General features: G+C 41.8%; 6 protein-coding genes. All 6 read left to right on the forward strand.

What is annotated here, in order from left to right; all coding sequences use genetic code 11:
• Positions 1 to 62 precede the first annotated feature (62 nt).
• The 6 genes from H6G32_RS10085 (at position 63) to H6G32_RS10110 (ending at position 14,203) form a co-directional block, all read left to right on the forward strand.
• Complete coding sequence (locus H6G32_RS10085; RefSeq protein ID WP_190457697.1) at positions 63 to 4,682, forward strand: type I polyketide synthase; 4,620 nt, start codon at positions 63 to 65, stop codon at positions 4,680 to 4,682.
• Positions 4,683 to 6,254 (forward strand): condensation domain-containing protein, encoded by a 1,572-nt coding sequence (locus H6G32_RS10090; protein ID WP_190457700.1) that lies wholly within the window; start codon positions 4,683 to 4,685, stop codon positions 6,252 to 6,254. It begins immediately after the preceding gene.
• Complete coding sequence (locus tag H6G32_RS10095; protein ID WP_190457701.1) at positions 6,251 to 7,300, forward strand: TauD/TfdA family dioxygenase; 1,050 nt, start codon at positions 6,251 to 6,253, stop codon at positions 7,298 to 7,300. Before H6G32_RS10090 ends, H6G32_RS10095 begins: the two co-directional genes overlap by 4 nt.
• Before the next feature lie 22 nt (positions 7,301 to 7,322).
• A complete protein-coding gene (locus tag H6G32_RS10100; protein ID WP_190457704.1) occupies positions 7,323 to 11,723 on the forward strand; it encodes a non-ribosomal peptide synthetase family protein in 4,401 nt (1,466 codons plus the stop codon).
• A 155-nt stretch (positions 11,724 to 11,878) separates the two neighbouring features.
• Positions 11,879 to 12,634, forward strand: coding sequence for a class I SAM-dependent DNA methyltransferase (locus tag H6G32_RS10105; RefSeq protein ID WP_190457706.1), 756 nt, complete (start codon positions 11,879 to 11,881; stop codon positions 12,632 to 12,634).
• A 138-nt stretch (positions 12,635 to 12,772) separates the two neighbouring features.
• Positions 12,773 to 14,203 carry an aspartate aminotransferase family protein gene (locus H6G32_RS10110; RefSeq protein ID WP_190457708.1) on the forward strand — a complete coding sequence of 477 codons (1,431 nt, stop codon included), beginning with the start codon at positions 12,773 to 12,775 and terminating at the stop codon, positions 14,201 to 14,203.
• Positions 14,204 to 14,237 lie beyond the last annotated feature (34 nt).

Here is a 14,237-nt window from a genome sequence, read left to right on the forward strand (position 1 = left end):
GTTCGTTGCAAAAAAAAATATACCTCAAAGAACATTGCTAAATTTACGGGTTTACTAAATAGATGAATACAGCAACACAAACAAATCTCCAAAATGGCTCAGAAATAGCAATCATTGGATTATCCGGCAGATTTCCCGGTGCAAAAAATATTGATGAATTTTGGCACAATCTCCAAAATGGCGTAGAGTCGATTGATTTTTTCAATGAGCAAGAACTGCTAAATTCTGGAATAAATCCAGAGGTGCTAAAAAACCCTCGCTATGTCAAAGCACGGGCTGTATTAAAAGATGTTGAATTGTTTGATGCTGCCTTCTTTGGCTTTAATCCCAGAGAAGCAGAAATCACCGATCCTCAACATCGCCTTTTTTTAGAATGTGCTTGGGAATCCCTGGAAAACGCTGGCTACGACTCCGAAACATACAAAGGCACAATTGGCGCTTTCGCTGGATCTGGTTTGAGCAGCTATTTACTCAACATTTGTTTAAACCAAAACCTGATTGACTCAATAGACTCTCACCAACTGACAATAGCTGGTGATAAAGATTTCCTCACAACTCGTGTTGCCTACAAACTTAATCTAGAAGGACCTAGTTATACAATTCAAACCGCCTGCTCAACTTCATTGGTAGCTGTTCACCTAGCTTGTCAAAGCTTGTTGAATGGTGAATGCGATATGGCTTTAGCTGGTGGGGTATCTATTAGTTCTTCGCGCAAAGCTGGTTATGTTTACAAAGAAGGAGGAATTCATTCTCCCGACGGACACTGTCGCGCCTTTGATGCTAAAGCACAGGGTACTGTTGGGGGCGAAGGAGTGGGGATTGTAGTTCTCAAGCGTTTAGAAGACGCCCTTGCTGATGGAGACTCTATTCAAGCGGTGATTAAAGGTTCAGCTGTGAATAACGATGGGTCTTTCAAAGTCAGTTATACAGCACCTCGGATAGAAGGACAAGCAAAGGTAATTCAAACTGCTCAAGCGATCGCAGAAGTTGAAGCGGAAACAATTACCTATATTGAAGCCCACGGTACAGCCACCTCTCTAGGAGATCCGATTGAAATTGCGGCACTCACACAAGCTTTTAGAGCCAGTACACAAAAAAAATCCTTCTGTGCAATTGGTTCGGTTAAAACCAACATCGGGCATTTGGATACTGCTGCTGGGGTAACGGGTTTAATCAAAACCGTCTTAGCCCTCAAGCATCAACAGATTCCCCCTAGCTTACATTTTGAACAACCCAATCCCCAAATTGACTTTGCCAACAGTCCTTTTTACGTCAATACTTCCCTTTCACAATGGCAGGTAAACGGCATTCCCCGGCGCGCCGGTGTCAGTTCTTTTGGTATTGGTGGTACTAATGCCCATGTAATTCTAGAAGAAGCACCAGTGCTGGAAGCTTCTAGCCCTTCTCGCCCTTGGCAGTTGTTGTTGCTCTCTGCCAAAACGGATACCGCCCTAGAAACCGCCACCAAAAATTTAGCTGATTATCTCCAGCAACAGCCAAATTTAAATTTAGCCGATGTCGCCCACACTCTAGCTATGGGTCGGCGAAGTTTTGAGCATCGCCGGATGTTAGTGTGTGAAAATCTAGATGATGCGGTGAAGGGGTTGAAAAACTTAAAACCGCCAACAATTTTTACCCCCACTCATCGCCCAGTTGTGTTCATGTTTCCCGGTCAGGGTTCCCAATATGTCAACATGGGCCGGGAACTTGATCAAACAGAACCGATTTTTCGACAACATCTGGACTGTTGCTGCGAACTGCTCAAACCCCATTTAGGGCTAGATTTGCGCGATGTACTTTACCCCAGTAGCGCCGAGACAGCAGCACAGCAGTTGACACAGACGGCAATTACTCAACCAGTCTTGTTTGCGATTGAGTACGCCTTAGCTAAGTTATGGATGGCCTGGGGAGTGGTTCCAGAGGCGATGATTGGTCACAGTATTGGTGAATATGTGGCAGCAACAATTGCTGGGGTGTTCTCATTGGCAGATGCTTTAGCAATAGTTGCTACCCGTGGACAACTGATGCAGCAATTACCAAAGGGGGCGATGCTCTCTGTTCAACTTCCAGAGTCGGAGATTCAACCCCTGTTGGGCGAAACCCTGTCTTTAGCTGCCAGGAATGCACCAGGCTTATGTGTAGTTGCTGGGTGCATCGAGGCGGTAGAGGAATTGGCACAGCAGTTAGATGCCAGGGGTGTAGCTTGTCGGCAACTGCATACATCCCATGCCTTTCACTCGTTGATGATGGATTCGGTAATTGAGCCATTTACAGCGCAGTTACAAAAAGTTCAACTCAGTTCTCCCCAAATTCCATTTATTTCTAATGTCACCGGCACTTGGATTACCACAGCAGAAGCAACAGATCCTGATTATTGGGCTAGGCATCTCCGGCAACCAGTACGCTTTGAAGAAGGAATTGCTGAGTTACTTAAACAACCTAAGTCTATTCTGTTGGAGGTTGGGCCGGGCAGGACTTTAAGTAGATTTGTCCAGCAGCATCAGGTTGAGGAACTGATGGTACTGACTTCAATTCGCCATCCCCAGGAACAGCAATCGGATGTTGAATTTTTACTCAAAAGTTTAGGTCAACTCTGGTTGGCAGGTGTAAAAATCGATTGGTCTGGTGTTTATATCCATGAAAAACGCCGTCATCTTCCTTTGCCAACTTATCCCTTTGAGCGTCAGGGTTACTGGATTGAACTGCAAAAGGAACTACCAAGCAAATTTACAGACACCAAAAAACTGGATATTGCTGACTGGTTTTACATCCCTTCTTGGAAACGGTCTTTACCACCAATTAGTTCACAGTTTGAGGCAGTTACGGCAGGGTGTTGCTTATTGTTTGTGGATGAGTGCGGCTTGGGTGAAAAAATGGCTCAAAGATTGGAACTCCAAGGTCAGGATGTGATTATCGTCAGAGTTGGGGAGCAATTTAGTGGTGATTCTTCTCCACCTAGCTATACAATCAACCCCGGCAAACGGGATGATTACGACGCTTTATTCAAAGAATTGCGTCTTAGGGGGAAAATTCCCCAGAGAATTGTTCATTTGTGGAGTGTGACCGCAGATATCTATCCAGACGGTTGGGAAAGGGATGAAACTTTAGGGTTTTATAGCTTGCTGTATCTCACACAGGCATTAGGAGAACAAAATTTCACAATGGCGATCGCGATCGCCATTGTCTCCAATAATATGCAAGAAGTCACAGGATCAGATTTACTCTACCCAGAGAAAGCCCTGATTTTGGGTGCGTGTCAAGTTGTACCCTTGGAATACCCCAATATTAGCTGCCGCAGCATCGATGTTTTATTGCCAGCATCAGCAAGTAGCCAAGAAGCACAGTTAGTAGAATGGCTAGTAGCAGAACTCACCCTGGCAAACACCGAAAAGGCGATCGCCTATCGTGGACATCATCGCTGGGTACAAACCTTTGAACCAGTCCAATTAAACACCAATGTTGCCCAAAATCCGCGACTCAGACAACAGGGCGTCTATCTAATTACAGGGGGATTAGGTGGTGTGGGGTTAGCACTTGCCGAATACCTAGCCCAAACCCTACAGGCAAAACTCATTTTGATTGGGCGTTCAGCTGTTCCCCACCGCGACGATTGGCCAGAATGGCTATCTGCTCATCATCAACATGATTCAACAAGCTGCAAAATCCGCCAATTGCAACATTTAGAAGCCTTAGGTGCACAAGTCATGGTAGCTACTGCCGACGTAGCCAACACCGAGCAAATGTCAGCAGTCCTCAAACAAGCCCATCAGCAATTTGGTCAAATTCACGGCGTCATCCATGCCGCAGCCGTCCCCGGAGGAGGGATGATACAACTCAAAACAGCAGATGCAGCTGCCGATGCCCTAGCCCCAAAAGTCAAAGGCACCCGTGTACTTGATGCTCTCTTCCAGAACACTAAATTAGATTTCTTCATCCTCTGTTCCTCCCTTAACTCCTTTTTAGGCGTGCCGGGAATGGTAGATTATATTGCCGAAAATGCCTTTCTTGATGCCTTTGCTCACTACAGTACCGCTAAATATAACGACAGGTTCATTACCTCCATTAACTGGGATAGATGGGAAAATCTAGGTATGGCAGTTGCTATAGAAGCACGGCATCAGGGCATAACTGGACAAAAACTAGCAGCCGGAATCACCTTAACTGAAGGCATTGATGCCTTTAGACGCATTCTCTTGAGTAGCCCTGTCCCCCAAGTAATTGTCTCCAGCCAAAACTTTCAGCACCTAGTGCAGCGGCAGTCTACGGTCAAATATTTGGCAGAAAAATTAGCCCAACTCAGACCTGCTAAACCGACTCATCCCCGCCCCAAATTGGAGAATGCTTATGTTGCGCCTCAAAATGAAGTCGAGGGCACTTTATCCGACCTTTGGCAAAAACTTTTGAGCATTGAAAAAGTCGGCATTCACGACAACTTTTTTGAATTGGGCGGAGACTCATTATTCGCCACACAGCTAGTTTCTCAGATGTGCAAAATCTTCCAAGTTGAACTGTCTTATAAAAATTTCTTTAATCAACCCACCATAGCTGAATTGGCAGTAGTAATTGTCCAAAAACTCACCGAACAGGCTTCGGAAGCCGCACTGTTTCAAGCCTTAGCCGAAATTGAGCAACTATCTCAAGATGAGGCACAGAAAATACTGGCGAGGCAAGAGGCAATTTAAATGAGTAACCTTTCCCAACGGATTGCAGACCTTTCTCCTGAGAAACGTCAATTGTTTTTACAACGATTGAAAAATCAAAAAACCGCAGTAGGCTCACCAACAAAAATCATCCCCCAAAACCGAAATTCTGACTCTTTTCCCCTATCCTTTGCCCAGCAACGTCTGTGGTTTCTCGACCAATTAGAGCCAGGAAACACCGCCTACAATCTCTTTTATCCGATATGCCTGACAGGTTGCCTAAATGTACCAGCATTGCAGAGTAGTCTCAATGAAGTTGTGCGGCGTCACGAAGCCTTACGAACCACATTTACTACAGTTGATGGGCAACCATTCCAGGTAATTGCTCCCACCTTAACCTTAAATCTGCCAGTCCTAGACTTAGAGAAACTCCCCGCAGATCAGCGAGAAGCTGAAGTTCTGCGACTGGCTCATCAGGAAGCGCAGCAGCCCTTTGACTTAGCCAAAGGCCCCTTACTGCAAGTTACTCTACTGCGGCTGACTGAGGTAGAGCATACATTATTTTTGAGAATGCATCACATCGTCTCTGACGGTTGGTCTATGGGGGTACTCATTCGCGAGATTACAGTCCTTTACGAAGCTTTCTCCCATGGGAACCCCTCACCATTGCCTGAATTACCAATCCAGTATGCAGACTTTGCTGTTTGGCAGCGGCAGTGGTTGCAAGGAGAAGCACTAGAAGCCCAGATTGCCTACTGGAAGCAACATCTCGGTAAGCTCCCTTTAGTCGAATTACCCCTCGACCGTCTTCGACCAGCAGTTCAGACTTATAGCGGTGCTAGACAATCTATGGTGTTACCTAAAGCCTTAGTTGACAAGCTTAAGGCTCTGCATCAGCGGCAAGGGATCACATTATTTATGACCCTACTAGCGGCGTTTCAGTATCTGCTGCATTGGTATTCGGGACAAGAAGATATAGTTATCGGCACAGATATTGCCAACCGCAACCAAGGCGAAACCAAGGGATTAATTGGGTTTTTTGTTAACCAATTAGTATTGCGGACAGATTTATCAGGAAACCCTTCTTTTAGGGAGTTACTAGAACGAGTCCGCGAAATCACCCTAGGCGCTTATGCTCACCAGGATTTGCCCTTTGATAAGTTGGTCAATCTCCTCAATCCAGAACGAAATCTCAATCGCACGCCGTTGTTTCAGGTCAAAATCGTTTTAGAAAATATCCAAACATCATCTTTAAAACTTTCAGATTTGCAGCTTATTCCCCTGAAGGTTGAAAATGAAACAGTGCAATTTGATTTACTCCTAGAGCTAAATGAGACGGAGCAAGGACTATTTGGTTTGTGGGAGTATAGTACAGACTTATTTGATTCTGGCACTATTGTCCGCATGGTGGGAATTTTTGCGGCACTTCTAGACAAAATTGCCACACACCCAGAAGCAAAATTGCATGAGTTCAAAGAATTTCTCCATGCAGCAGACAAGCAGCAGCAACTGAAGAGAGAAACACACTATCAAACTACTATTCACAAGAAATTAACTCAGATTAAGCGCAAGTCTATTAGTAGTCCTTCAGCGCCATTAGGAGACAAGTTATGAAAAAAACCGAAAATCAAAAATCCAGTTTGCTAAATCTGGGAACTGTGAGACGCAAAGCTGTTAATATATCTGAAGAAGAGTTAATAAAGACTGAGTTTTTACCTAGAGAAGCTAATTTTCCTTTGGTGATCAAACCTGCTGTCAAAGGTGTTGATTTACAAATCTGGGCTAAGAAGAACCGGGAGTTTATCCAAGCAGAATTATTAAAATATGGAGCGATACTTTTCCGGGATTTCCAGGTGAAGTCAATAGATGAATTTGAGCAGATTATTGCTGCAATTTGTGGGGAAGCGATGGAATATCGTTATCGAGCCTCACCACGAACACAAGTAGGTGGGAGAATTTATACTTCAACAGATTATCCAGCTGATCAAAGTATTTTTCCCCATAATGAACACGCTTATTCTCCTACTTTTCCTCTGAAAATCTTCTTTTTTTGCCAAAGTCCTGCACAACAGGGAGGAGAAACACCAATTGGTAGTTGTCGCAGAGTGTTAGAGCGCATTGATCCAAAAATACGCGATCGCTTTATTGAAAAGCAAGTAATGTATATGCGTAACTTTGGCGATGGATTCGGTCTTTCTTGGCAAACTGTCTTCCAAACTTCAGACAAAAAAAAGGTTGAAGAATATTGTTACAGCCAAGGTATTCAAGTTGAATGGAAAAATGGTAATAAATTAAGAACTCGTCAAGTTGGGCCAGCTGTTATCAAACACCCTCTAACTAATGAAATGGTCTGGTTCAATCACGCTACCTTTTTTCATGTTTCCACATTAGCGCCAACAATCAGCAAACAATTATTAGCAAATTTTCTGGAAGAAGACTTACCAACTAATACCTATTACGGTGATGGTTCTCCGATTGAATCGGCAGTTTTAGAGCATCTGCGTGCAGCTTATCAGCAAGAAATGATAGCATTTACCTGGCAAAAAGGAGATATGTTAATGCTGGATAATATGTTAGCTGTCCATGCTCGCCAACCATTTGTTGCCCCCAGAAAAATTTTAGTGGGAATGGCTGAATCATTAAATAGCAAAGACCTTTAAAATAGGAATATGGAGATTTTTTATGCTAGCAGAAACTCTTGAAGGATTTCGTCTTTCCCATCAACAAGAGCATCTATATTTATGGCAACAATTTGACCAAAGCACTGCTTATTATGCCCAGTGTGCTGTGCTAATCACAGGAAATGTCAATGTAGAAATATTAACATCAACCTTGGAAGATATTGTCCAGCGCCATGAAATTTTGCGTACTAGTTTTCATTGTCTACCTGGTATGACAATTCCAGTGCAAGTGATTAACAATCACAAGATAAATTTTGCTCATATCTACAATTTTGAGCAGCTAAATATCCAGGAACAAACAGATAAGATTGAGGAAGTCTTCCAGGAATTAAGTCAGATATCTGATAATTTCACCAAAAAAAGACTTTTACATATTTCTCTGGCTACTTTATCGTCTCATAAATATATCCTGTTTATCAGGATGCCTGCTCTTTGTGGCGATTCGGCAACTCTTAAAAACTTTGTGCGAGAGCTTGGATATTTATACAACGGTTCTTTACACAGCGACCAACTAACAGATGAACCGCTGCAATATGCTGATTTTACTGAGTGGCAGCATGAGTTGTTATCATCAGAAGATGCAGAAGTAGGTAAAGAATATTGGCAACAGCAAGATTTATCTAATATCCTAAATTTAGAAGTTCCTTTTGCTGCAAATAAGGTTAAAGAAAATAGAGCATTTGATCCTCAAGTTTTGAGAACAAATATTTCTGTCGATTTTCTAGATAAAATCTCAGCTACAGCCGCAAAATATGAGATTTCAACTGCTGTATTTTTATTAACTTGCTGGCAGATTTTATTGTGGCGACTTAATGGAGAGTCAAAGGTAATAGTTGGGATAAATTATCCTGGCAGAAAATATGATGAACTCAAAGATGCTTTCGGGTTATTTGCTAAGTATTTACCACTCCAGGTTAAATTGGTAGATAAATTTACATTTAGCCAAATTTTGCTGCAAGTGGCTGAAGCTGCACAAGAGATTTCAAAGTGGTCGGAGTGTTTTGTTTGGGAACAAATTTCGAGTTTTGATGAAAATGCTGATAACTTAGCTTATTGCCCAATTTGTTTTGATTTTGAGCCAGAATCAGCTAATTATTCTCAAGGGGAAGTATCTTTTGAAATTGTCAAGGAATATGTATGTATTGACAGATTCAAAATTAAGCTGGCTTGCGTAGTTGATCATGATGGTTTAAATGCAGAGTTCCATTATGATGCCAATTTATTGAGTGTAGAAGATATTCAAAGGTTAGCAGAGCATTTTTATCAGTTGGTGGAAAGTGCTGTTGAGAATCCAGAGATGAGGATTAGTGAGTTAGAAATTTTAGGCGATCGCAATTTTCATCAACTGGTGACTGAGTTCAACCAAACCCAAGCTGATTTTCCACAACACAAATGCATCCATCAGCTATTTGCAGAACAGGTAGAACGCACACCAAACAGTATTGCTGTTACCTTTGAGCAGCAGCAACTCACCTACAGCGAACTTAACACCCGCGCAAATCAACTGGCTCACTATCTGCAAAAACTGGGAGTTGGTTCTGAAGTACTAGTGGGAATTTGTGTGGTGCGATCGCCAGAAATGCTTGTTGGTATTTTAGCCATCCTCAAAGCGGGTGGCGCTTATGTACCAATCGATCCAGCCTATCCCCAAGAGCGTATAGCCTACATATTACAGGATGCTCAAACATCCGTTTTACTAACTCAACAACACCTACTAGCTAGCTTACCCCCACACAGCAGTCAGACGGTTTGCATAGATACAGCCTGGGAAACCATTGCTAGGGAGAGCAACGACAATCCCGCCCTGAGTGTAAATCCCGAAAATTTGGCTTATATGATCTACACTTCCGGCTCTACAGGTAAACCAAAAGGAGTGCAGATATCACATCGCAACCTAGTCCACTCCACTACTGCTCGCATTGCTTACTACCAAGAACCTATCACCAGCTTTTTATTACTTTCTTCCTTTGCTTTTGATAGTTCTGTCGCCGGTATTTTCTGGACAATTTGCTCTGGAGGAATTCTTCATCTTCCCCAACCAGACTTACAAGGGGAAGTAGACAAACTGATCAAATTGATTTCTCAAAAACACATTTCCCATTTATTATGTCTACCTTCTCTATATGCTCTCATTTTAGAAGCTGCAAAACCTGATGAATTAATCTCACTTAGTACCGTAATTGTTGCCGGCGAGGCTTGTTCAACAGAGTTGGTAAGCCGTCATTTAGAGTTACAAACTCAAGCCTCTCTGTTTAACGAATATGGTCCAACAGAAGGAACAGTTTGGAGCAGTGTCTACCATTGCTGTTTTCAGAATGAGCAAACCCAACCATCAATTGGTCGTCCTATCGCCAACACACAAATTTATATCCTAGACTCTCATTTACATCCGGTTCCTGTTGGTGTCGCTGGTGAGCTTTGTATTAGTGGTGAAGGTCTAGCTAGAGGTTATCTCAACCAGCCAGAACTGACAGCCGCAAAATTTATTCCTCATCCATTTAAAAAATCAAAATTGGCACGTTTGTACAAAACTGGTGATTTAGCTCGTTATTTACCAAATGGAAATATTGAATTTCTCGGACGCATTGACAACCAAGTAAAAATTCGCGGATTCCGAATTGAATTAGGCGAAATTGAAGCAGCACTCACTCAGCATCCAGGAGTGCAGGAAACTGTAGTTATAGTGCGCGAAGATATCCCAGATAATAAGCGTTTAGTAGCCTATGCAACGCCTAACCGAGATGCAGCTTTCACAGTTAACGAACTGCGCCAGTTTCTCAGGGAAAAACTACCTGAGTACATGATACCATCTGCTTTTGTCTTATTAAAAGAACTACCTTTATCACCAAACGGTAAAGTAGATCGGCAAAATTTACCAGCACCTGACCAAGTGCGGCCAGAATTGACAGGTGTTTTTGTTGCTCCTAGCACCCCAACTGAAGAAATGTTGGTTAAAATTTGGTCTGAAGTCTTGAAAGTTGAACGAATTGGCATTCATGACAATTTCTTTGATTTAGGAGGACATTCTTTACTCACAACTCAACTCCTTTCCCAAGTAAGAGATAAGTTTCAGTTAGATGTGTCTTTACGCAGTTTGTTAGAAAATCCGACTGTAGCAGGTTTAGCTGATAAAATAGAGCAAAATCAAACTTTTGATCATCAAGCAGTAGATTGGCCAGCTGAAGTAGTTTTAGATTCTACCATCCAACCCCCAAAATTCGAGACTTTTGTAACTGAACCTACTAGTATTTTCTTAACGGGAGCTACAGGTTTTTTAGGAGCTTTTTTACTCGCTGAACTTTTACAGCAGACAAAAGCCGATATTTATTGTTTGGTGCGCTGCCCAAATGTTGAAGAAGGTAAGAAAAAGCTGCAAGCTAGTCTAGAAAAATATTTACTTTGGCATGAATCTTTAACTTCCAGAATTATCCCAATTTGTGGTAATTTATCTGAGCCACTGTTGGGGTTAGAAGAGCAGAAATTTGCATCGCTAGCACATCAAGTGGATGTAATTTATCACAATGGCGCTTGGGTTCATCATATTTATCCCTATTCAGTTCTCAAGGCAGCCAATGTACTAGGTACTCAAGAAGTTTTGCGTTTGGCAAGTTACATCAAAACCAAACCTGTACATTTCATTTCTGCTTCTAGTGTTTTCTCCTTAAGTGGTTTTTCGGGGACTAAAGTAGCTCATGAACAAGATAACCTTGATGATGCTCCTGTATCTAGTGATGGTTATTCGCAAACTAAATGGGTTGCCGAAAAGTTAGTCAAAATTGCGGGTGAAAGAGGTCTACCAGTTTGTATTTATCGACCATCACGAATATCAGGACACAGCCAAACTGGTGTTTTTAATCCCAATGATTTTTTATACAGACTAATTATCGGCTGTATTCAACTAGGAAGTTTACCGGATAGGGAGATGAAAGACAACATAGTTCCTGTTGATTATGTCAGCAAAGCTATTGTCTATTTATCAAAACAAGAAAAATCTCTGAACAAGAATTTTCACTTGGTTAATTCCCAGATTCTCAACTCCAGTATGCTGCTTAACCAGTTTCGGATGCTGGGTTATCCAATTGAGCAAATTTCCTATCAGCAGTGGAGAGCAGAATTGCTCAAGGTTACTAAAGGTTCTTCAGCACATCCTTTATATCCACTTGTGCCATTTTTCCCGGCAATTAATTATCAGGAAAAAACGCCCAACTCAGGAGTTTTGCAGTTTGACTGCCACAATACCCTAGATGGACTTGCAGATACTTCGATAGTTTGTCCAGCAATAAATAATCAGTTGTTGGATACCTATTTTAAATATCTGTTAAAGCAGGGATTTTTGGATAGTTTGCCGTCGCTATCTGAAGTTATAGGGCTTAGAGACAATAGAATTTTACCCTCTTTTTAGGCTTTTTTAATGCGTTCTCTAACCCACAAATCATGATTGTTAATCCCACAAACCATACCTCATATTTGCCATTTTCTGTCCGTTCAGTCCTAGTTAACTAAATTTTGACATTTGTCAAATAGTGAAAATTTTTCTACATCAAGGATAAATGTTTTATGACTTCTAAAACTCGTTATTCTGGCTACGATCCTTTGGCAAGAGTATATAATGAAGACTGGGCACCAGGAGTACTTCAAGAAGTACTACCAGCCTTAGAAAAATTGCTATTACCACATCTATCTACGGGGGCGCATATTCTCGACCTCGGTTGTGGTACAGGACATCTAGCACAACAATTGTTAATCAAAGGATATCAAGTAACTGGTCTTGATGGTTCCGAAGGAATGCTGCGTTATGCTCAGGAAAATGCAGGAGAGGGAAAATTTATCTTAGGTGATGCACGCTTCTTTAACTTTCCACATACCTTTGATGCTGTTGTTTCGATTGGCGCTTTCAATCATGTGATGGAGCTTGAAGAATTAACCGAGATATTTCATAACGTGTATCAGGCACTATTAGACGATGGCTTGTTCATATTCTATATGTTTTTTGAAGAAGAGTATCAGTCAAATTGGAATGGTAGTTTGACTGGCAAAGTTAAAGAGGAGTATGCTTGGGCTGCTCAAAATAGCTATAACTCTGAAACCAAAATAGCTCAATTTAACTTGACGATATTCTCTTTGGTAGAGGAAACTTGGCAACGTTTAGATGCCGTAATAAAAGAAAAATGTTATTCCATTACTGAAGTTAAATCTGCTTTAGAAAAGGCGGGTTTTACTGAACTGGGTATTTATGATGCTCAACGTGATTTTGCCATTAATAAATCTCCGGGCAATACTTATTTCTCTGCTCGCAAGCGGTTGAATAAGTAGGTAGACATCATTAAATCTAAATTTTGTTCGTAGTGAGGGATTCATCCCTCAAAGCAATTTTGTTCGTAGTGAGGGATTTATCCCTCAAAGCTAAGTTTGTTGGTTGAAAAACTGTTGCTCAGGTAAGATAGGTAATTTATGAATGCACAAACATCACAAATTGATCTGGAACAAAAACCCAACAATTTATCTGCTGTTGAATTAAAGCAGCAATATTTAGCAAATTTTATTGCTGGCTACAACCAGCGAACAAAAACATCAAAACAACTCTCGCAAGTTTATCGCCCGGTTCTAGCTGATAATAAAAATTTAGGAGAGTTTCGTTTGCCTCTCAAGCAAATGTACTATCCAATTGTGGCTAAACGCTCTCTAGGTTCCAAAATATGGGATGTTGATGACAACGAATATGTAGATTTGATGATGGGGTTGGGAATTAATCTCTTTGGTCATAATCCACCATTTATCAAAGAAGTATTGACAGAGCAACTGGAAAAAGGCATACAAATTGGCCCACAATCAGATTTAGTTGGTGAAGTGGCTGAGTTAATTTGTGAACTAACTAATATGGAGCGGGTAGCATTTAGTAATACCGGCACAGAAGCTGTAATGACGGCAATTCGCTTGGCAAGAACGTTAACAGGGCGTGAAAAAATTGCTATGTTTTCGGGTTCTTATCATGGTCATTTTGATGGCACTTTAGTCAAAACACAAACTGTAGATGGAGAGTTACATACAGTTCCCATTGCTCCGGGAATTCCGCTAAATTTTGTGAAAGATGTTTTGGTTTTGGACTATGGGAATCCTGAATCTTTAGAAATCATCAAAGCTCATGAACAAGAACTGGCTGCGGTTCTCGTTGTCCCTGTACAAACTAGCAGGCCAGGCTTACAACCAAAAGTTTTTCTCCACCAACTCAGGCAATTAACCACAGAATCAAAAATACCTTTAATATTTGATGAAATGGTGACTGGGTTCCGCATTCATCCAGGTGGGGCACAGGCATATTTTGGTGTGCAGGCTGATATTGCCACTTATGGAAAAATTGTTGGTGGTGGGATGCCAATTGGCATTATTGCTGGCAAATCTATCTATATGGATGCAATTGACGGTGGTATGTGGAATTATGCAGATTCTTCTTACCCAAGTGCTAACAAGACTTTTTTTGCGGGGACTTTCTGCAAGCATCCATTAGCAATGGCGGCTGCACGGGCAGTTCTTCAGCATCTGAAGACTCAGGGGAGTGCCCTGCAAGAGCAGTTAAATCATCGTACTTCCCAATTCGTTGCCGCTTTGAATGCTTATTTTGCAGAAGATAATGTACCGCTGCGGATGACGAATTTTGGCTCACTATTCGGCCCTGCTGCTTCGGAAGAATCTAGCTCTGGGGGAAATGCTTCTATATCTGCGAGTCTGGATTTATTACGTTATCACTTGATGTATAGAGGTGTTCATCTTTTGGGTGCAAGTGGTTATTTATCTACAGCCCATACGGCTGAAGATGTTGATTATGTGATCCAGGCTGTTAAAGATAGCATTAAGGCACTGCGAGAGGGAGGATTTTTACCTTAGTTGAAGCAAGAAATAAGCTCAAATCTATAGCAAT

The sequence above is a fragment of the Cylindrospermum sp. FACHB-282 genome (assembly GCF_014697195.1).
Taxonomy (GTDB): Bacteria; Cyanobacteriota; Cyanobacteriia; order Cyanobacteriales; family Nostocaceae; genus Cylindrospermum.

Coding starts and splice junctions, on each gene's coding strand:
- H6G32_RS10105 (WP_190457706.1), top strand. CDS start 11,879: ATGACTTCTAAAACTCGTTATTCTGGCTACGATCCTTTGGCAAGAGTA.
- H6G32_RS10110 (WP_190457708.1), top strand. CDS start 12,773: ATGAATGCACAAACATCACAAATTGATCTGGAACAAAAACCCAACAAT.
- H6G32_RS10090 (WP_190457700.1), top strand. CDS start 4,683: ATGAGTAACCTTTCCCAACGGATTGCAGACCTTTCTCCTGAGAAACGT.
- H6G32_RS10095 (WP_190457701.1), top strand. CDS start 6,251: ATGAAAAAAACCGAAAATCAAAAATCCAGTTTGCTAAATCTGGGAACT.
- H6G32_RS10100 (WP_190457704.1), top strand. CDS start 7,323: ATGCTAGCAGAAACTCTTGAAGGATTTCGTCTTTCCCATCAACAAGAG.
- H6G32_RS10085 (WP_190457697.1), top strand. CDS start 63: ATGAATACAGCAACACAAACAAATCTCCAAAATGGCTCAGAAATAGCA.